Below are 19,394 nucleotides of genomic sequence, written 5' to 3'. Positions count from 1 at the left end.
GGCAATCTGCCTCGGCCTCGACCAGGCCGGTCAAGGCGAAACCGCTCTAGCAGAAGGTCGTGCATAACGAAGATGCACTGTACACAGTACGACTGGGGGGGTGGCAATACAGCAGAGAATTCATCCACCGATTGTTTGGCCTGTATCAATCCTTCTGAGTTGTATGAGTATATTGACTACAAGCAAGTCGAGCCAATGTTAGCATGAAGAAAACAGCAGTGTCAGCTAATCCTTTCCGAAACGACAAGCGCTCCTGAACGAGGAGCGCTTGTCATGTTCGGCAAGCTGGCTCTGCACCCAGCCGGCCTATGGCCGATTACACCGATGCCGGCACGGCTTCCTCGACCGTATTGACGATGATGCTGCCCTGTCCGCGCCGCGCCGCCTTGATCCACTCGGCCGCCTTTTCCGCGATCATGATGGTGGGCGAATTGGTATTGCCCGAGGTGATGGTCGGCATCACCGAGGCATCGACCACGCGCAGGCCGCGTATGCCCTTCACCCTCAGCTGGCTGTCGAGTACCGCCATCGGATCGTCGGCACGGCCCATGCGGCAGGTGCCGACCGGATGGAAGATGGTGGTACCGATATCGCCCGCCGCTTTCGCCAGCTCTTCCTCGGTGCGGTAATGCAGACCCGGCTTGAATTCCTCGGGCATGTATTTCTGCAATGCCGGCGCGGCGACGATATTGCGCGTGAGGGTCAGCGCATTGGCCGCGACCTTGCGGTCTTCCGGCGTGCTCAGGTAATTCGGCGTGATCTTCGGTGCCGCGAACGGATCGGCGGAAGCGATGCGGATGTGACCGCGCGCGGTAGGCCGCAGGTTGCAGACGCTGGCGGTAAAGGCCGGGAAAGGATGCAGCGGTTCGCCGAAACGTTCCAGCGACAGCGGCTGCACATGGTATTGCAGGTTGGGCGTCGGCTGCGAAGGATCGGAGCGGGTGAAGGCGCCCAGCTGTGACGGCGCCATCGACATCGGTCCGCTGCGCGACATCGCATATTGCATGCCGATGCGCATCTTGCCGAACCAGTTGGCGGCCATGGTATTGAGCGTTTTCGCCCCCTTGATGCGGAAGGCCATGCGCAGCTGCAGATGATCCTGCAGGTTTTCGCCGACGCCGGGCAGGTCCGCGATCACCGGAATGCCGTGTTTGTGCAGCAATTCGCCCGGACCGATGCCCGACAATTGCAGGATCTGCGGCGATCCGACCGCGCCCGCGGTGGAAATGGTTTCATGCACGCATTCGGCGAACCATTCCCGTCCGCCGCCGGTGAATTCGACGCCGGTGCAGACCTCGCCCTGCTCGCTTTTCTGGATGCGCAGCCGCTTCACATGGCAGCCGGTCATGATGTCGAGCTTGCCCTTGCGGCCATGCGTCGGCCGCAGGAAGGCGCGCGCGGTGCTCCAGCGCAGGCCCTTCTTCTGGTTCACTTCGAAATAGCCGCAGCCTTCATTGTCGCCGCGGTTGAAGTCTTCCACATTCGGAATCCCGGTCTGCGCCGCCGCTTCGCGGAAGGCATCGAGGATTTCCCAGGACAGGCGCTGCTGTTCCACCCGCCATTCTCCGCCGGCGCCGTGAAATTCGCTCGGACCCTTGTGATGATCCTCGGTTTTCTTGAAAACCGGCAGCACCTTGTCCCAGCGCCAGCTTTCGTCGCCGGTGAAGTCCGCCCACAGGTTGTAATCCCTGGCCTGGCCGCGCATGTAGATCATGCCATTGATCGACGACGATCCACCGACGACCTTGCCGCGCGGGTAGATCAGCGCGCGGCCGTTCAGGCCGGCATCGGCTTCGGTGCGGAACAGCCAGTCGGTGCGCGGATTGTCGATGCAGTAGAGATAACCCACCGGAATGTGGATCCAGACATAGTCGTCCTTGCGCCCTGCTTCCAGCAGCAGCACCGAAACGTCCGCATCCTGGGCCAGCCGGTTGGCCAGCACGCAGCCGGCACTGCCGGCACCGATGATGATGTAGTCGTATTTTCCAGCGGATTCCATGAATGCTCCTGTGTGCTCCCGCGTTTCTCTGCGATTTTGCTGCCGTTCTCAGGCTTTCCGGTGTGCCGAAGACCGGCTGGTGAAGCTTTGCGGTTTTTTATATTGAAGTTGATGTATACAAATAGTAGTAATGGTTAACTGCCTGCCCTGCCTGTGGATAAGCCGGTAAACCGGTTTCGATTCAAGTGCTTGCCGCAAGCATAAGCACTTGAACAACAGGTGTATTGGAAGAGGATGGATTCGGGATAAAAAATCGGTTTTCCGTTTTTCCTGGCTTGTCCCGTTTACATCCACCCGCTATCCAAGGATTTATCCACAGTTGCCGGCAGGCGAAACCCTACCTTTCTTGTTACTTTGCCACCGGCATCGTGAATTCCGCACCCTTCACGATGGAATCCGGCCAGCGCTGCATCACCGACTTGTAGCGGGTGTAGAAGCGGATGCCTTCCTCGCCGTACGCATGGGTATCGCCGAACAGCGAACGCTTCCAGCCGCCGAAGGAATGCCAGGCCATCGGCACCGGGATCGGCACGTTGATGCCGACCATGCCGACTTCGATGCGGCGCGAGAATTCGCGCGCGGTATTGCCGTCGGAGGTGAACAGCGACACGCCGTTGCCGAATTCATGGGCATTGATCAGCTGCACCGCCGAAGCGAAATCGGGAACGCGCACCACGCACAGCACCGGGCCGAAGATTTCTTCCTTGTAGATCTTCATCTCGGGCGTGACATGGTCGAACAGCGTGCCGCCGAGGAAGAAGCCGTTGTCATGGCCAGGCACCTTCAGGCCGCGGCCGTCGACCAGGAGGCGCGCGCCGGACTGCACGCCATCCTCGATGTAGCCCTCGATCTTGGCCTTGTGCTGGGCGGTGACCACCGGACCCATTTCGGCATCGGCTTCCATGCCGTTCTTCACCTTCAATGCCTTCACCCGTGGAATCAGCGCCTCGACCAGCTTGTCGGCCACGCCGCCGACCGCCACCGCGACCGAGATCGCCATGCAGCGCTCGCCGGCCGAACCGTAGGCCGCGCCGATCAGCGCATCGACCGCCTGTTCCAAGTTGGCATCGGGCATGACAACCAGGTGATTCTTCGCGCCGCCGAGCGCCTGCACGCGTAGCGGATAAGGCCCCTTGCGCTTGGCGCCTTCGGTATAGATGTATTCCGCGATCGGCGTGGAACCGACGAAGGACACCGCATTGACCTGCGGATGCTGCAGCAGCGCATCCACCGCTACCTTGTCGCCCTGCACCACGTTGAACACGCCGTCCGGCAGGCCGGCGCGCTTCAACAGGTCGGCGATCAGCAGCGAGGGCGAAGGATCGCGTTCGGAGGGTTTCAGGATGAAGGTATTGCCGGTCGCGATCGCCACCGGCGCCATCCACATCGGCACCATGAAGGGGAAATTGAACGGCGTGATGCCGGCGGTCACGCCCAGCGGCTGGCGCAGCTGCCAGTTGTCGATGCCGCCGCCGATGTTGTCGGTGAACTGGGTTTTCATCAGCTGCGGAATGCCGCAGGCGAATTCCACCACTTCCAGGCCGCGCGTGACTTCGCCCTTGGCGTCGGAAAACACCTTGCCGTGTTCGCGGGTGATCGCGGCGGCGAGGTCGTCATGATGCTGTTCGATCAATTCCTTGAATTTGGACAGGATGCGCCCGCGCTTCAACGGCGCGGTATCCGCCCAGGCCGGCGCCGCCGCCTGCGCAGCCGACACGGCGGCGTTGACTTCCTCCACGCTGGCCAGCGCCACTTGGGCGCTGACTTCGCCGGTGGCCGGATTGAACACGTCCTGCTTGCGGCCGCTGGCCGATTCCGTCACGCGACCGCCGATGTAATGTTGAATAAGCTGCGTCATAAGGATTCCTTTGGCTAAGTAACGATTTTTCAGCAGGATATCGCCAATGTGGCGTGGAATCCAATCAGTTATTATCAAAGCGATATAAGCATCTCTTATGGTGAATCATGGACCTGACCCAGTTGCGCGCCTTCGTCACCATTGCCCGCGAAGGGAACCTGACCCGCGCCGCCGAACGCCTGCACCTGACGCAGCCGGCGGTGAGCTTGCAGATCAAGTCGCTGCAGGCCAGCCTCAACCTGCAGCTCTTCCACCGCACGCCGGCCGGCATGGTGCTGACCGATGACGGCGCCAAGCTGCTGCCGATCGCCGAGCGAGTGATGGAAAGCGTGGCCGAATTCCGGCAGCGCGCCGCCGCGCTGCATTCCACGTTGTCCGGCGCCCTGTCCATCGGCACCATCCTCGACCCGGAATTCATCCGCCTCGGGCCTTTCCTCAAGCGCCTGGTCGAGACTTATCCCCAGTTGTCCACGCAATTGCAGCAGGGCATGTCCGGCTGGGTGCTGCAGCAAGTCAGGGGCGGCGAGCTCGATGTCGGTTTCTATCTCGGCAATCCCGGCAAGGAATTCCATGCGCAGGTGCTGACTTCCTTCACCTACAACGTGGTCGCGCCGCAGGGATGGAAGGCGCGCGTGGCCGGCAAGGACTGGGCGGCGCTGGCCGCCCTGCCCTGGATCTGGACGCCGCCCGAATCGGCGCACAACCGCCTGCTTACCAAGACCTTCGCCCAGGCCAAGGCGGTGCCGAACAAGGTGGCGCTGGTCGACCAGGAAATGTCGATGCTGGACCTGGTCAAGTCCGGCGTCGGCCTGTCGCTGATCCGGGAATCGATTGCACTGCGGGAAGCCCATGCGCACGGCCTGGTGATCGCGGACAAGGTCAGCCTGTCGACCGAGCTGTCATTCATCGCGCTGGCCAAGCGCAGGCACGAGCCGACGATTGCGGCGGTATTCGGCCTCTTGCAAGGAATCTGGCCGCGCTGACAACATTTCACTATCCGCGGCTGTGGATAAGTCTTTGGAAATGCGCTTGAGCGCTTGGGGACAATGCCGGATTTCTCTCCGAAGGAGTTTTTTGTCCAGATTCTGTCCTTTTCCCATACAGGCGTTATGCAGGCGTTTATGCATGCGCTAAAAAGTTGATTGCAAAGCGGTTTACCGTGTTATCCACAGAAAGGTGGGCAGGTTAACAACTACTACTATTTTTAAATACCAAATCTAATTTAAAAACCGTCACTTCTTCATCGGCCGGGGCGTGCTGCGGAATGCAGAAATGAAAGAAGACGCCGTACACTTGCCAGCCAAGCATTGTTCAACCCTTCACCAACAGGATTTTTCATGGCTCCACCGATTCCCCGACTTGGCTTGATCAGCGCGTTGCACCAGGAACAGGCTGGCCTGATCGACAGCATGGCGCAGCCGCAGACCGTCAACCGTGCGATGCGCGACTATGTCAGCGGCCATTTGTGGGGCATCGATACGGTGTGCGTGCTGTCGCGGATCGGCAAGACAGCAGCAGCGGCAACCGCCGCCACCCTGATCGAGCGCTTCGGCGTGACGCACATCGTGTTCACCGGCGTGGCAGGTAGCGTCGATCCGGGAGTCGGGGTCGGCGATATCGTGATTGCCGATGCGCTGGTGCAGCACGACATGAATGCATCGCCGCTGTTTCCGCGGTTCGAGGTGCCGCTGCTTGGGCAGGCCTTGTTTTCCTCGGACCGCCATCTGAGCGACTGGCTGTTCGAGGCGGCCGGGCGGTTTGTTGCCGAGGATGTGGACAAGATGGTGGCGGAGGCGGACCGGGAACTGTTTCGGCTGAACCGGCCGCAGGTGCACCGGGGGCTGATCGGCAGCGGGGACGAGTTTGTTCACGGGCCGCAGCGGCGCGGGGAGCTGCGGCAGGCGTTTCCGCAGTTGCTGGCGGTGGAGATGGAGGGGGCGGCGGTGGCGCAGGTTTGTTTTGAGTTCGGAGTGCCGTTTGCGGTGATTCGGACGATTTCGGATGGGGCCGATGAGTCGGCGCCGGGGGATTTCATGCGGTTTATTGAACGGGTGGCTTCTAGGTATTCGTTTGGGGTGGTTCGCAGGCTTTGCGGGTTGGGGTGAGGTTGGGAGTTCGTAGGTTGCTTGGACCTTGGTTTATTCGTGGAGGCTAGCCGGGGGTGGCCCGGCGGCCACCTACTTTCTTTGCTTCGCCAAAGAAAGTAGGCAAAGAAAGGCGACCCATCTACCGCCGCCCCTTTGGGGTCCCCAGAAGGAAGTGGCACCAAGCGGGAAGCGCGGAAACTCGCCTTCGGCTCAGACAACCGCGCTTCTTTATCCGCTTGGCACCACTTCCTTTTGGCGTCGTTAGAAGGGGATATTTCACAGCCTCTTTGTGCTGGCTTGGTCTGGGGTCTTGGTTGTCTGTTCGGCGCTGGTTTCTGGATGTTGGAAACTGTCTCTCCCTTGCGACCGCCCTCACCCCCGACCCCTCTCCCGCTTGCGGGAGAGGGTAGTCGACCGCCGGCTGCTAATTCAGACCAAGCTTGTGCACAGAGGCTGTTAGCTTCCCCCTCTATCGACGCCAAAAGTGTTTGGCGTAAAGCGGATAAAGAAGCGCAGACTGTCTGAGCCGCAGGCGAGTTTCTGCGCTTCCCGCTTTATGCCGAACACTTTTGGGAACCCCGCAGGGGCGGCGATAGGGGTGTCGCCTTTCTTTGCTTACTTTCTTTGGCGAAGCAAAGAAAGTGAGTGGCCGCCGGGCCACCCCCGGCAAGCCCCCACGGAGAAACCAAAGTCCAAGTAATCTCCGAACTACTCCTCCCAATGCAGACACTGAAGTCCTCACCATCAGCAAGTAAGGCCGCCCAAACCCTCACTTCCCAGTCCCCTCCAACAACTCCCCACACTGATTCCCCTCCTCCGGCCCCACATGCACCAACGGAATCAACGCCGCCACCACCGGCCCCAGCAACCCCAGCGCCGCCGCAGTCCCCGCCTTCAACGCCAGCATCCCCCGATCCACCGTCACCTCCCGCTTCCTGAAATTCCCATCCACATGAATCGGCGACCTGAGCGAAATCAGCCGCCATCCCTTGCTCTCCGGATAAACCGTCATCGCCACCTTTTCCTTGCCGAAGTCGATCATGCCGTCGACCTTGATCTGCGCCTCCTCGGTATCGATGACGAAAGCGCGCGGCCGCATCACTCCCTTGGCAATCTCGACATCGCTCAGCGCGCAATTGATCTTCACCTGCTTGTCGCCGAACATCTGTGCCGCCACCAGGCTGCTCACATTCAGCCCGATCTTGTCGAGGAACAGCCTGCTGACCGTGCCGCCGTTGACCACCGAACGCAGCTCCCCGTCGGCACCCGCCAGCAGTCCGGCAATCGACTTGCCGCTGGCGCGCAGCGAGGCGTCGGCATTGATTTCCCCGGTGCTGCCCTTCATCAGCGGATCGTCGAACAGCCTGCCGAGTTTCAGATGCCGTGCCGACAAGCTCATCTCGCCGCGCAGCGGCTGCCTGCCGCCGTCGAGCCGCAGCTTGCCGCTCAGCTTGCCGCCGGCAATTCCCGCTTCCAGCGGCGCCAGCGTGAGCACGCCCTCTTCCAGCCGGATACGCGTGACCAGGCTGTCGACCGGCAGCAGCTCCCTGCGCGCCACGCTGTGGGCGGTGAATTCGATATCGGTATCGATCTTCCTCCAGCGCTCCGGCCGCCAGGGGCTGTCCGGCAGCAGCCGGTCGGACGGCTTGGCTTCCGGTTTGCCGGCGGTATTGATGCCGACCAGCGGCGCCAGATCGCCGAACTGCAGCCGTTTGGAGACCACCTTGCCTTCCAGCCGCGGCCTGTCCAGCGCCTGGCTGCCGTGGCCGTCCGTTCCGGGCATCTTGAGCAGGAAGCGCAGCTCGCCGGCAATATCGGTCGTGCCGATGCGGCCGTCGAAGTCGCGATAGTTCCAGGAGACGCCGGGCGTTCCCGTCAGCCTGCCGCGAGTGGTATAGGGCCGTGTATCCGGCAAGGCGATGCCCAGCAGCGGATAAAGCTGCGCAAGGCTGGCGCCGGCCACATTGACCTGCAGATCCACCATCGGGCCGTCGCGCGGCCGGTCGAGGAAACCCTTGGCCTCGACATGGGTCTGCGCTCCCGGCTTGCCTATCTTCAGGCCGGTTTCGATCGGATAGCGGGCCTCGCTGCCCTGGATGGCCAGCATGCCGGAGCGGCCCTCACCGCGGATGGGCTCGTCCTGGTAATGGCCGCTGATGCGCCATCCCAGCAGGTAGGGATCATTGTCGCTGCCGTCGATGGTGTCGACTTCCCCTTTCAGCTCAAGCCGGCGCGCTTCATCGGAAAGCCGCACGCTGCCCTTGTTGACCGCGATCCGGCCGATGCGGGTCTGCCATCCCGACTCGTCCTTGGGCTTGAAGGTCCAGTTGCTGCTGCCGTCCTTGCGGCGCACGAGCAGCACATCCGGCGCATCGAGCGACAGGCTGGGAATGCGCAGTTCGCGCCGCAACAGGCCGAGGGGATTGACGGAAAAGCGGATGTGTTCGGCTTGGGCCATTACCGGCTGCGACGACCAGGCGGCATTGCCGAGCACGATGTCGTCGGCCTGCAGGTGCGGCCATGGAATCCAGGAGCGCCAGCCGGTTTGCCCTTCTGCCGGACGCCAGCCTATCGACAGATTGCCGCGGATCTCGAACGTGCGGCCGCTGGCTTCGGAGATGCGTTCGCCTATCCAGGGACGGGCGCGGTTCCAGTCGAAGGTGAGGAGACAGGCGACGACAATAGCAATCACTGCAGCAAGGCCCAGGCTGCCGCCAATGACTGTTTTTGTCGCGCGTGACATGCCAATAAGACGTTGGCGGACTGTCAATGGTTCGGGGAAAGGGTGAGAGCAATGCAGCGAAGCTGATGCGCCTCATTGCTTCTTCTACACGGCAATCAGCGCATTGCGACAGGCGGTGCAAAGCGCTCGCCCAAAAAGAAACAGGGCGGGAAAAATTCCCGCCCTGCCGCTTCATGCCGCAACCGCCTGCGCGGCGGCGAAGCTTATGCGCCGAGCGTCATCAGGCTGGCATTGCCGCCTGCGGCAGTGGTATTGACGCAGACCGCACGCTCTGCCACCAGGCGCCACAGGGCGATCGGCTCGGCTTCCGCGGTTTCCACCAGCGGCACCAGGGCGCCGTCGCGCGCCGCCAGCCCGGCCAGGGTATGCGCCAACTGCGACGCATCGACCAGCGCGATCTGCAGCGGTGTCTGCGGCAGCTGCTTGATCTCCACGGTGGCGACCGCGCGCTTGACTTCCTGCGGCAGGCCAACCGGCAGCAGGCGCGCCGTTTCCGCCGTCATCACGGCGCTATTGCCGGTGGCAAATACCGCAGCCAGCTGGTTCAGCAGCGCCGGCGTGGTCGACGCTGCGCAAAGCACCGCGCCGCGCGGCGCGAAACTGAGCGTATTGCGTTCGCCGGTCGGGCCGGGCAGCACCAGGGCGGTATTGAGCAGCGTCGCATGCGCATAGCTGTCCGCCAGCGCGGCGATGCGCTCGTGGCCGTGCGTGCCGGCCCAGGCCAGCAGGCTGTTGAAGGCCGGCTGCGCGGAGGCCGCATCCTTCTGGTGGATGGTGTGCGCCGCCTGCGTCACGGTGGCGTTGCGCTGCAGCCGCTTGAGATAGAGCGGGCCGCCGGCTTTCGGGCCGGTGCCGGACTTGCCTTCGCCGCCGAACGGCTGCACGCCGACCACCGCGCCGACGATGTTGCGGTTGACGTAGATGTTGCCCACATGCGCGCGCGTGGTGATGAAGTCGATGGTCTCGTCGATGCGCGAATGCACGCCCAGCGTCAGGCCGTAGCCGGTGGCATTGATCGCTTCGATCAGCGCCGGCAGCTCGTCGCGGCGGTAGCGCAGCACGTGCAGCACCGGGCCGAACACTTCGCGCTGCAGTTCGGAAAGCGAGTTGATTTCAATGACAGTCGGCGGCACGAAGGTGCCGTTGTCGCAGCCGGACGGCAAGGTCAGCTGGTGCACCTTGCTGCCCTTTGCCCGCATGCCATCGATGTGGCGCAGCAGGCCCTGCTGCGCTTCGGCGTCGATGACCGGGCCGATGTCGGTGGCGAGGCGGTCCGGGTTGCCGATGCGCAGTTCCTGCATCGCGCCCTTGAGCATCTTCACCGTCTTGTCGGCGATGTCAGCCTGCAGGCAGAGCACGCGCAGCGCCGAGCAGCGCTGGCCGGCGCTGTCGAAGGCGGAAGTGATGACGTCCGTCACTACCTGTTCCGGCAGCGCGCTGGAATCGACGATCATCGCATTCTGGCCGCCGGTCTCGGCGATCAGCGGAATGTCGCGGCCTTCCTCGGCGGTGCGCTTGGCCAGCACGCGGTTGATCAGCTGCGCGACTTCGGTCGAGCCGGTGAAGATCACGCCGCGCACGCGGCTGTCGGCAGTCAGGCGGGCACCCACCACTTCGCCGCGTCCCGGCAAAAACTGCAGCGCGCCGCGCGGAATGCCGGCCTCATGCAGTAGTTGCACCGCGCGGTGCGCGATCAGCGGCGTCTGCTCGGCAGGCTTGGCCAGCACCACGTTGCCGGCGGCGAGCGCGGCGCTGACTTCGCCAATGAAGATCGCCAGCGGGAAATTCCAGGGGCTGATGCAGACTACCGGGCCGAGCGCCGCGGCGTTCGGTGCCTGGCGGGTTTCGGCGGCGTAGTAGCGCAGGAAGTCGACCGCTTCGCGCACTTCGGCGATCGCATTCGGCAGCGACTTGCCGGCTTCGCGGATGGCCAGCGCCATCAGTTCCAGGCTGTGTTCTTCCAGCAGATCGGCGGCGCGCACCAGCGCATCCGCGCGCATGGCCGGCGGCGTGGTCTGCCAGTCGGTGGCATAGGCCTGCGCCTGCTGCAGCGCGGTTTCCACTTCCTCGGCGCCGGCTTCGATGACCTGGCCGACGACATCGGCATGGTTGGCCGGATTGCGCACCGCCTGGGCGGGACCGCCGGCGACGGCGCCGCTGCCCAGGAGCGGGACAGCCTGCCATTGCCTTGCGGCGAAACGGGTGAAGGCGGCATCGATGCCGGCCAGCGTGTTTTCATTGCTCAGGTCGAAGCCGGCGGAATTGCGGCGCTCGGCGCCGAACATGTCGACCGGCAAGGCGATGTTCGGATGCATGGCGCCGTCCAGCCTGGCGGCGACGTCCAGCGGATCGGCGATCAGGGAATCGATGGCCACGTTCTCGTCGACGATCTGGTTGACGAAGGACGAGTTGGCGCCGTTTTCCAGCAGGCGGCGCACCAGGTAGGCGAGCAGGGTTTCATGCGAGCCGACCGGCGCATAGATGCGGCAGGGCTTGTTGAACTTGTCGGCGCCGACCACCTGGTCGTACAGGGTTTCGCCCATGCCGTGCAGGCACTGGAATTCATAGTCGGTCACGCCCTGCTCCTGCGCCCAGGTATAGATGGACGACAGCGTGTGCGCGTTGTGGGTGGCGAACTGCGGATAGATCACGTCGGTCGAGGCCAGCAGCTTCTGCGCGCAGACCAGATACGACACGTCGGTGTAGACCTTGCGGGTGTAGACCGGATAGCCGGGCATGCCGTCCACTTGGGCGCGCTTGATTTCCGCATCCCAATAGGCGCCCTTCACCAGGCGCACCATGAACTTCCGGCCGCTGCGGCGGGCCAGGTCGACCAGGTAATCGATGACGAACGGGCAGCGCTTCTGGTAGCCCTGCACCACGAAGCCGATGCCGTCGAAGCCGGCCAGTTCCGGGTCATGGGCAAGCGCTTCCATCAGGTCGAGCGAGAGCTCCAGGCGGTCGGCTTCTTCCGCATCGATGTTGAGGCCGATGTTGTAGCGCTTGGCCAGGAGGACCAGCTGCTTCATGCGCGGCAGCAGCTCTTCCATCGTGCGCGCGCGCTGGGCGCGGGAATAGCGCGGATGCAGCGCCGACAGCTTGATCGAGATGCCGGGACCGTCCTTGATGCCGCGGCCGTTGGAGGCGCGGCCGATCGCATGGATCGCCTGTTCGTAGGCGGTGTAGTACTTGGCGGCGTCTTCCTCGGTCAGCGCCGCCTCGCCCAGCATGTCGTAGGAATAGCGGTAGCCGCGCTTTTCATTGTCGCGGCTGTTGTCGAGCGCTTCCTCGATGGTCTGGCCGGTCACGAACTGGTTGCCCAGCATGCGCATGGCCAAGTCCACGCCCTTGCGGATCAGCGGCTCGCCGCCCTTGGCGATCAGCTTAGTCAGCGCCGAACCCAGGCCCTGCTCGCTGTTGGTGCCCACCAGCTTGCCGGTGATCAAGAGGCCCCAGGTCGCCGCATTGACGAACAGCGACGGCGATTCGCCCAGGTGCTTGCGCCAGTCGCCCTTGCTGATCTTGTCGGCGATCAGGCGGTCGGCGGTCTGGTGGTCGGGAATGCGCAGCAGCGCCTCGGCCAGGCACATCAGCGCCACGCCTTCTTCCGACGACAGCGAGAATTCATGCATCAGCGCGTCCACCCCCGAGGCGCGGGTACGCTTCTGGCGCACCGCTTCGACCAGCTTGCGGGCCATCTGCTGGATGCGGGCCTGCGATGCATCGCTGGTTTTCGCCTGGCCGAGCAGCCACTGCACCGCTTCGCGCTCGTCGCGCCGGTAGACGGCGGTGATGGCGGCGCGCAGCGGGGTCTGGTCATGGTTGACGTCGGCATGGAAAGCCGAAAACGGAACGGAAGCGCTGGCGCGCGGTGCTTGTTCGGTAGCGGTGAGCATGGAGGGATCGAATCAAAAGGATGAAAAATAATGATTCGATTGTAGGTAGGATCGCTAAGGATTAATTCTGGAAATCTTGTTCGCTATCTGAATTTTGTATTTTGTGGGACAATCCAACCGAAGAAAATTTTCGTAGTTTTACTGTCATGCTCGACAAGATCAGCAAAAAAATCCTCTCCGAACTGCAGAACGATGGCCGCATCAGCAATGTCGAGCTGGCGTCGCGCGTCAACCTCTCGCCCGCAGCCTGCCTGGAGAGGGTGCGCAAGCTGCAGGAGGCTGGCTATATCGTCAACTACACCGCGCAGCTCAATCCGCAGCTGCTCGACGTGTCGCTGCTGGTCTTCATCGAAGTCGTGCTCGACCGCACCACGCCGGAAGTCTTCGAAGCCTTCAAGCGCAGCGTGCAGGTGATCCCGGAAGTGCAGGAATGCCACATGGTGGCCGGCGGCTTCGACTACCTGGTCAAGGCGCGCGTCAAGGACATGAACGCCTACCGCGAATTTCTCGGCAAATCTCTGCTGCAGCTGAAAGGCGTGCGCGAAACGCACACCTATGCGGTGATGGAAGAAGTCAAGAACACCACCAAGCTGCCGATCCGCTGAATCCGCTAAGCTTCCCGCTCTTCAGGCCTTCGGCGGGTTTCCCGGCTGCGGGTTTCCCGGAACAGCTGCGGACTCACGCCGAAGCGCCGCTCGAACGCCTTCGATAACCTCCCCGCGGTGCCGAATCCCGCCTGAGCCGCGATCTGCTTCAGGCTGGCCGGCGTCGCCAGCAGTTCGCGCGCCCGGTCCAGGCGCAAGGTCTCCACCATTCGGGCCGGCGTCTCGCCGACCGCGTCGGTAAAGCGCCGGTAGAAGCTGCGTTCCGACATCGCCATGCGCGATGCCAGCTGCGGCACGTCGAGCGGCTCATCCAGGTGCGCTGCCATCCATTCGATCAAGTCCGAGAACGGCGCCCCGGCCCGGCTCTGCAGGCGCAGCATCGGGCTGAACTGGGACTGGTAGCCCGGCCGTCGCGCATACAGCACCAGGCGCTCGGCGATGCGGTTGGCCGCCGACGCGCCGAGATCGTATTCCACCATCGCCAGGCACATGTCGATGCCGGTGGTCACGCCGGCCGACGTCCAGATCCGGCCGTCCTCGACATAGAGCGCTTCGGAATCGACCCGCACCTCCGGGAAATGCTGGGCCAGCCATGCGCAGGCCGACCAGTGGGTAGCCACTTTCCTGCCCGCCAGCAGGCCCAGCCGCGCCAAGAGCAGCGCACCGGTGCACACCGAACCGAAGCGCGCCGCGCCTTGGTGCGCCCTTTCCATCCAGCTGCGCAGCTCCGGCTGCTCCGCAAGTTTGAGCAGGGCGTCTTCATCGCCGCCGGCCACCAGCAGGACAGCGACGTCCTCGGCGGCGACGCCGGCAAGTGCATCGCTCATCAGCACTGCAGCGCTGCTGCTTTTCACCGGGCCGCCGGCCGGCGACACGATGCGCACGTCGTAGTGCGGCGATGCACAGGCATCGTTGGCGGCGGCGAAGACCGCGGCCGGGCCGGTGACGTCGAGTATCTGGACGTCGTCGTAGACGAGAATGACAACCAGTTTGGGCATTGGCAGAATTTAACGCTTTTTTGTCATTTCCGCCAAAGCGGACCATCCTACAATGGCCGCACCTGCTCACCACCCTTAACGAAAGGTTTTGCCATGCTCGAACTGCGACCAACCTGCGAACACTGCAACAAGGCGCTGCCGCCGTCTTCCGCCGACGCCATGATCTGCAGCTTTGAATGCACTTTTTGCCGGGAATGCGCGACGCAGGTTCTCGGCGGTGCCTGCCCGAACTGCGGCGGCGGATTCGTTCCGCGCCCGGTGCGCCCTGCAAGCAACTGGAAAGGCGACAATTTCCTGGGCAAATACCCTGCCTCCGCGACCGTCAAGCACAGGCCGGCCGACCTTGCCGAGCATGCTTTATTGCTGGCCAGACTCGATAATCTTGCAGCGGAGAAGCGTTAAGGCGGCCAAGCGGCGAAGCAGAACCAAAATGCGCAGCTTCGCCGGGTCCCCTTTGAGCCCCGTCAACAAGCTTGGCCATCGAATCGGTAAAACAACAGAAAAGATAGGCGATGTTCGACGATAGATGACGGGAGATATTGCTATGACCTGGTTCCATGCTTTTCCCTGGCAATGGCTTGAATCCCTGGCCATGGTGCTCTTCTGGACGCTGGTGATCGTCCTTGCCCTGGCCCCCATCAATTATCTCCGCGACCAGCTCAATGAGCAGATGCAGGAATCCGAACCGCCGCTGCCGCAAGCCGATGCACACGGCGGCAACGCGAGTCCGGCGTTCCGCGGCAAGACCTAGATACCCTATCCATCTTTGGTATGGCCGGGGATAAGTGATATCACTTATCCCCGGTGTGCCTTCCATTTCTCCAATGAATTTCCCGTTTGAGCGATCTCAAACGCGGCGCAGTTTGCGGTCATTGCGGATTGTCATCTACCCGACGTTTGAGAGAATACAGCCCGCGCCGTTTTCAGCGGTGTTTTTTCCATGTAACAGACAGGCGGTTATCAGATGCAGGATTCAGCACGTGTTCGACTTCTTCCCTTCAACCATTCCGTTATTGCCGACACCGGCTCGATCTGCCCGACACGCATGATCGCGGGATGCGCCTGATGGAAGCGACACCGCTCCGAATCCTGGTGGTTGAAGACAACGACTCCCTGCTGGAGATCCTGTGCGAGATGCTCGCCTCGCTCGGCCATCAGGCCGTGGCCGCCGCCAGCGGCGAGGAAGCGCTGGTGCATCTGCGCAAGGGCCGCTTCAACATGCTGCTGGCCGATATCAACCTGCCGGGCATTTCCGGCATCGACCTGGCAACGATGGCCGTTGAAATGGCCTCCAATATCAAGATCATCTTTTCCTCCGGTTTCGGCTACCTTGTGTCGGACCGGCTCGACTTCGACTTCACGCTGCTCAACAAGCCCTACTACATCCACGAGCTGGCGCATGCCATCAGCAGCTCTGCCAGGCAAATTTCGGCGCAGTGACGGGCCGGCAGTCCGTCACTGCCGACATGGGCTGTCATTGAACTGTCATCCGCTCTTCATGTCGCGGTAACAAATCCTCCGTAGCATCACGGCTCGTGAATCAAGCAGGCAACCTGCTCCTGCTGCAGCGGAGGAAACATCATGAATCCCGATATCGTGATCGTCAGGGAAGGCGATGGTTACCGGCTGCTGCATGGACATCTGCGGCTGGCGACCGAACTGGGACGGACCGGTGAAGTGGATGTTGACGTGCGGGGCGAAGGCAGGATAAGGATCGTCCGGGTGCAGGATGAATTGCAGGTATGTCGGGACGGGCGGCGGCTGCCGCTCTACCGGCAGTAAGGACGGATTGTGTCTGCCGGCCGGTTCACATCACGCGACACAACAAACTACATAGGACAAAAGCCATGAATGACCTGACCCGCAACGAGCTGCTGGAACCGGAAGATATTGGTACGAATCCCTCGTCCAATCCTTCCCTCGAGAGCGTGCTCAATGCGCGCCTGAGCCGACGTTCGATCCTCAAAGGCAGCTTCGGCCTCGCTTCCACTGCATTCTTCGGTACCAGCCTCGTTGCCTGCGGCGGCGGCAGCGATGTCATCGCCTCCACTGCACCGGAAATCACCAAGAGCCTCAAGCTCAATTTCAATGCCGTTGCCAAGAGCCTGGCCGATGCCGTCAGCGTACCGGCCGGCTATACCGCCACGGTGCTGTACCGCCTCGGCGATCCGATCGCCGCCGGTGTTGCCGAGTACAAGAACGACGGCACCGAGAGCGGCGCATCGTTCGCGCAGCGCGCCGGCGACCACCACGACGGCATGCATTTCTTCGGTCTCGGCAGCGACGGCAAGTACAGCTCGTCGGCCAGCGACCGCGGCCTGCTGGTGATGAATCATGAAGCCATTACCGGCGCATATCTCCATGCCGCCGGCCAGACCATCGTCGACAACGTGCGCACCGTCGCCGACGAAGTGCTCAAGGAAATGAATGCGCACGGCGTGAGCGTGGTCGAAGTCGTCCGCAACGGGAGCAGCTACAGCTACAAGAAGGATTCCGCCTTCAACCGCCGCGTCACCGCCCTCACCGACATGGCGCTGTCCGGTCCCGCGGCGAAGAGCCCGATGATGATCACCGCCTATTCGGCCGACGGCTCGAAGACCCGCGGCACGGTCAACAACTGCGCCAACGGCTATACGCCATGGGGCACCTACGTCACCTGCGAAGAAAACTGGGGCGGCTTCTTCCGCCGCGTCGCCGCGACCGACGATGCGAACCGCACCGCGAAGGAGCGCACATCGTTCTCCCGCTACGGCATTGCCGGCAACGGCACGCACCTGTGGGCCACTCCCACCACCGCAGCGGCGGGCGACACGACCTTCAGCCGTTGGAATGCGATGAAGCTCGGCGCCAGTACCAACGGCAGCGACGACTTCCGCAATGCGCCCAACACCTACGGCTGGATCGTCGAGATCGATCCCTTCAATCCGGCATCGACGCCGAAGAAGCGTACCGCGATGGGCCGCTTCGCCCACGAGAACGCCGCCTTCCTGCCGCCGGTCGCCGGCCAGCCGCTGGTCTATTACATGGGCGACGATTCGCGCGGCGAATACCTGTACAAGTACGTCTCCACCGCAGCCTGGGATCCGGCCGACGCGACCAGGGGCCTGGCAGCAGGCGACAAGTACCTCGACGACGGCAAGCTCTACGTCGCCAAATTCAATGCCGACGGCACCGGCAGCTGGGTCGAGCTCAAGTTCGGCAGCAACGGCCTGACTTCGTCCAACGCCACCTACGCTTTCGCCGACCAGGCCGACGTGCTGATCAATGCCCGCCTCGCAGCGGACGCGGTCGGCGCCACCAGGATGGACCGTCCGGAATGGGTCGCGGTCAATCCTGCCAACGGCGAGGCCTACCTGACACTGACGAACAACAGCAACCGCGTGCTGGCCAATCCGACTTCCAGCCAGCAGGTGGTCGATGCCGCCAACCCGCGCTTCTACAACGACCCGAAAGGCACTGCAGCGACCGCGCAGAAGGGCAATCCGAACGGCCACATCATCCGCTGGAAGGATGCTTCGGCCACGGCCACCACGTTCCAGTGGGATGTGTTCCTGTTCGGCGCGCGTTCGACCGCCGATGCGGCCAACGTCAACGTCTCCAACCTGACCGCCAACAACGACTTCTCCAGCCCGGACGGCCTGTGGTTCTCGAACAATACCGGCCTGCTCTGGATCCAGACCGACGACGGCGCCTATACCGATGTCACCAACTGCATGATGCTGGCCGCGGTGCCCGGCAAGGTCGGCGACGGCGGCAAGAAGACCATCACCAACGTCGACGGTGCGACCACCAGGGCGATCGACACCTACGTCGGCGCGGCGCCCGGCGACACCAACCTGCGCCGCTTCCTGGTCGGCCCGAAGGAGTGCGAGATCACCGGCGTGGCGGAAACGCCCGACGGCAAGGCACTGTTCGTCAACATCCAGCATCCGGGTGAAGACACCAAGCCGGCTTATAGCAATCCGGCCAGCTTCGGCAGCCACTGGCCCGACGGCGGCAATGCCCGTCCGCGTTCCGCGACCATCGTCATCACCAAGAATGACGGCGGCGTCGTGGGCGGCGGACTGGCCTGATCGCCGAGCGCAGACCCAAGCCTTCCCGAAGCCGGGGAGGTGAAAAAGGAAAAGCCCGCTTCGGCGGGCTTTTCTGTTTTTCATCGTGCGCAATAGCGGGGTCTGCGCCTGCTTTCGCTTTTCAGTCCCTGCCTCAGACCGCGCGCTTCTCGGCGGCGGCAGTGCCCAGCTTGACGAAGCTTTCGCTGGTGGTGCCGCTCAAGTGCGAGCGCAGCCACTTGTGCGCCGGGCTGCGGGTATCCCGCTCATGCCACAGCATGTCGACGTGCACGTTCGGCGTGGCGAACGGCAGTTCCTTGGTGATCAGCGCGCCGGTAATGCCGGTCGATGCGATCAGATGGCGCGGCAGCACGGTGATCAGGTCGGAAGTGGCCACCACGCGGCCGGCGGTGAAGAACTGGTTGACGGTCAGCAGGATGCGCCGTTCGCGCCCGAGCTGGGCCAGGGTTTCATCGATCAGGCCGTGCGCCCTGCCCGAGAAGCTCACCAGCAGGTGATTGGCGGAGCAGTAGCTGTCGAGCGTCAGCTCGTCCTTGGCCAGCGGGTGGTTCTTGCGCATCACGCAGACGTAATGTCCGGAATACAGCTGTTCATGGCGGATCGGCGATACCGAGGCGCCCTGCCCGCCCGCAAGCTGGGCCACCACGCCCGGGAAGAAACCGACCGCCAGATCGATGTCGCCGCGCAGCAGCATCGGCCGCGGTTCGCGCGTGGTGAGCGGCACCATGCGGATCGTCAGGCTCGGCGCCTCGCGTTCGATGGAGCGCACCAGCGCCGGCAGCCAGAGCGCGGCGGTGGCATCGGCCATGGCCATGCGGAAGGTGTTTCGCGCAGTTGCGATATCAAAATTCTGTTCCGGCGTGATCGCTTCTTCCAGTTCCGACAGCGCGCGCCGCACCGACGGCCACAGGGTTTCCGCACGCAGGGTCGGCTTGACGCCGTGCGCGGTGCGGATCAGCAGTTCATCGCCCAGAGCATCCCTCAACCGCCGCAGCGCGTTCGATACCGCGGGCTGCGTCATCGCAAGGCGGCTGGCCGCACGCGTCAGGTTCTGCTCGGTCATCACCGCATCGAAGACGCGCAGCAGATTCAGGTCAAGGGTAAGGAAACTCATGGTCTGGCTCGCAAGGAAAAT

The 19,394-nt window shown here is 63.0% G+C and carries 14 protein-coding genes; 8 read left to right on the top strand and 6 right to left on the bottom strand.

Going from position 1 to position 19,394, the window contains the following annotated elements:
* Nucleotides 1-316: 316 nt before the first annotated feature.
* Together IGW03_RS10735 and IGW03_RS10730 are read right to left on the bottom strand one after the other, a co-directional pair.
* Nucleotides 317-1,999: a GMC family oxidoreductase gene (locus IGW03_RS10735; RefSeq protein WP_194722546.1), complete on the bottom strand. Its 1,683-nt coding sequence runs from the start codon at nt 1,997-1,999 to the stop codon at nt 317-319.
* 349 nt (nt 2,000-2,348) lie between these two features.
* The gene (locus IGW03_RS10730; RefSeq protein ID WP_194722545.1) at nt 2,349-3,857 is read right to left on the bottom strand and encodes a CoA-acylating methylmalonate-semialdehyde dehydrogenase; all 1,509 of its coding nucleotides are present in this window, start codon (nt 3,855-3,857) and stop codon (nt 2,349-2,351) included.
* 107 nt (nt 3,858-3,964) lie between these two features.
* Here IGW03_RS10730 and IGW03_RS10725 point away from each other — a divergent pair, with 107 nt between their 5' ends.
* Nucleotides 3,965-4,840 (top strand): LysR family transcriptional regulator, encoded by an 876-nt coding sequence (locus tag IGW03_RS10725; RefSeq protein ID WP_194722544.1) that lies wholly within the window; start codon nt 3,965-3,967, stop codon nt 4,838-4,840.
* A gap of 354 nt (nt 4,841-5,194) precedes the next feature.
* A complete protein-coding gene (locus tag IGW03_RS10720; protein ID WP_194722543.1) occupies nt 5,195-5,962 on the top strand; it encodes a 5'-methylthioadenosine/adenosylhomocysteine nucleosidase in 768 nt (255 codons plus the stop codon).
* 751 nt (nt 5,963-6,713) lie between these two features.
* Here IGW03_RS10720 and IGW03_RS10715 read toward each other — a convergent pair.
* On the bottom strand, nt 6,714-8,687 hold the full coding sequence (locus IGW03_RS10715; RefSeq protein ID WP_194722542.1) for an AsmA family protein: 1,974 nt from the start codon (nt 8,685-8,687) through the stop codon (nt 6,714-6,716).
* 203 nt (nt 8,688-8,890) lie between these two features.
* Complete coding sequence (gene putA / locus IGW03_RS10710) at nt 8,891-12,583, bottom strand: trifunctional transcriptional regulator/proline dehydrogenase/L-glutamate gamma-semialdehyde dehydrogenase (RefSeq protein ID WP_194722541.1); 3,693 nt, start codon at nt 12,581-12,583, stop codon at nt 8,891-8,893.
* A gap of 146 nt (nt 12,584-12,729) precedes the next feature.
* On the opposite strand from putA, the gene IGW03_RS10705 reads away from it, so the two are divergent.
* The gene (locus IGW03_RS10705; protein ID WP_057288946.1) at nt 12,730-13,188 is read left to right on the top strand and encodes an Lrp/AsnC ligand binding domain-containing protein; all 459 of its coding nucleotides are present in this window, start codon (nt 12,730-12,732) and stop codon (nt 13,186-13,188) included.
* Between the two features lie 5 nt (nt 13,189-13,193).
* Here the strand turns inward: IGW03_RS10705 and IGW03_RS10700 are convergent, their stop codons facing one another.
* Nucleotides 13,194-14,186, bottom strand: a complete 993-nt coding sequence (locus IGW03_RS10700) for a GlxA family transcriptional regulator (RefSeq protein WP_194722540.1) — start codon at nt 14,184-14,186, stop codon at nt 13,194-13,196.
* A gap of 93 nt (nt 14,187-14,279) precedes the next feature.
* Between IGW03_RS10700 and IGW03_RS10695 the strand changes: the two genes are divergently transcribed.
* From IGW03_RS10695 to IGW03_RS10675, 5 genes are all read left to right on the top strand, one after another.
* The gene (locus IGW03_RS10695; protein ID WP_194722539.1) at nt 14,280-14,588 is read left to right on the top strand and encodes a DUF1272 domain-containing protein; all 309 of its coding nucleotides are present in this window, start codon (nt 14,280-14,282) and stop codon (nt 14,586-14,588) included.
* Between the two features lie 142 nt (nt 14,589-14,730).
* Nucleotides 14,731-14,937, top strand: a complete 207-nt coding sequence (locus IGW03_RS10690; RefSeq protein ID WP_194722538.1) for a hypothetical protein — start codon at nt 14,731-14,733, stop codon at nt 14,935-14,937.
* A gap of 314 nt (nt 14,938-15,251) precedes the next feature.
* Complete coding sequence (locus IGW03_RS10685) at nt 15,252-15,626, top strand: response regulator (protein WP_194722537.1); 375 nt, start codon at nt 15,252-15,254, stop codon at nt 15,624-15,626.
* Between the two features lie 141 nt (nt 15,627-15,767).
* Complete coding sequence (locus IGW03_RS10680) at nt 15,768-15,968, top strand: hypothetical protein (RefSeq protein ID WP_194722536.1); 201 nt, start codon at nt 15,768-15,770, stop codon at nt 15,966-15,968.
* Between the two features lie 65 nt (nt 15,969-16,033).
* Nucleotides 16,034-18,259, top strand: a complete 2,226-nt coding sequence (locus IGW03_RS10675) for a PhoX family protein (protein WP_194722535.1) — start codon at nt 16,034-16,036, stop codon at nt 18,257-18,259.
* A gap of 133 nt (nt 18,260-18,392) precedes the next feature.
* On the opposite strand, the gene IGW03_RS10670 is transcribed toward IGW03_RS10675, so the two are convergent.
* Complete coding sequence (locus tag IGW03_RS10670) at nt 18,393-19,373, bottom strand: LysR family transcriptional regulator (protein WP_194722534.1); 981 nt, start codon at nt 19,371-19,373, stop codon at nt 18,393-18,395.
* Between the last annotated feature and the right edge of the window lie 21 nt (nt 19,374-19,394).

Source organism: Noviherbaspirillum malthae (assembly GCF_015352985.1).
Taxonomy (GTDB): domain Bacteria; phylum Pseudomonadota; class Gammaproteobacteria; order Burkholderiales; family Burkholderiaceae_D; genus Noviherbaspirillum; species Noviherbaspirillum malthae.
The sequence above is the reverse complement of the archived record's forward strand: the minus strand, read 5'-3'. Positions and strand labels throughout refer to the sequence as shown.

Excerpts from the sequence above, each read along its gene's own strand:
- IGW03_RS10735 (WP_194722546.1), bottom strand. The coding sequence starts at position 1,999 with ATGGAATCCGCTGGAAAATACGACTACATCATCATCGGTGCCGGCAGT.
- IGW03_RS10730 (WP_194722545.1), bottom strand. The coding sequence starts at position 3,857 with ATGACGCAGCTTATTCAACATTACATCGGCGGTCGCGTGACGGAATCG.
- IGW03_RS10725 (WP_194722544.1), top strand. The coding sequence starts at position 3,965 with ATGGACCTGACCCAGTTGCGCGCCTTCGTCACCATTGCCCGCGAAGGG.
- IGW03_RS10720 (WP_194722543.1), top strand. The coding sequence starts at position 5,195 with ATGGCTCCACCGATTCCCCGACTTGGCTTGATCAGCGCGTTGCACCAG.
- IGW03_RS10715 (WP_194722542.1), bottom strand. The coding sequence starts at position 8,687 with ATGTCACGCGCGACAAAAACAGTCATTGGCGGCAGCCTGGGCCTTGCT.
- putA (WP_194722541.1), bottom strand. The coding sequence starts at position 12,583 with ATGCTCACCGCTACCGAACAAGCACCGCGCGCCAGCGCTTCCGTTCCG.
- IGW03_RS10705 (WP_057288946.1), top strand. The coding sequence starts at position 12,730 with ATGCTCGACAAGATCAGCAAAAAAATCCTCTCCGAACTGCAGAACGAT.
- IGW03_RS10700 (WP_194722540.1), bottom strand. The coding sequence starts at position 14,186 with ATGCCCAAACTGGTTGTCATTCTCGTCTACGACGACGTCCAGATACTC.
- IGW03_RS10695 (WP_194722539.1), top strand. The coding sequence starts at position 14,280 with ATGCTCGAACTGCGACCAACCTGCGAACACTGCAACAAGGCGCTGCCG.
- IGW03_RS10690 (WP_194722538.1), top strand. The coding sequence starts at position 14,731 with ATGACCTGGTTCCATGCTTTTCCCTGGCAATGGCTTGAATCCCTGGCC.
- IGW03_RS10685 (WP_194722537.1), top strand. The coding sequence starts at position 15,252 with ATGGAAGCGACACCGCTCCGAATCCTGGTGGTTGAAGACAACGACTCC.
- IGW03_RS10680 (WP_194722536.1), top strand. The coding sequence starts at position 15,768 with ATGAATCCCGATATCGTGATCGTCAGGGAAGGCGATGGTTACCGGCTG.
- IGW03_RS10675 (WP_194722535.1), top strand. The coding sequence starts at position 16,034 with ATGAATGACCTGACCCGCAACGAGCTGCTGGAACCGGAAGATATTGGT.
- IGW03_RS10670 (WP_194722534.1), bottom strand. The coding sequence starts at position 19,373 with ATGAGTTTCCTTACCCTTGACCTGAATCTGCTGCGCGTCTTCGATGCG.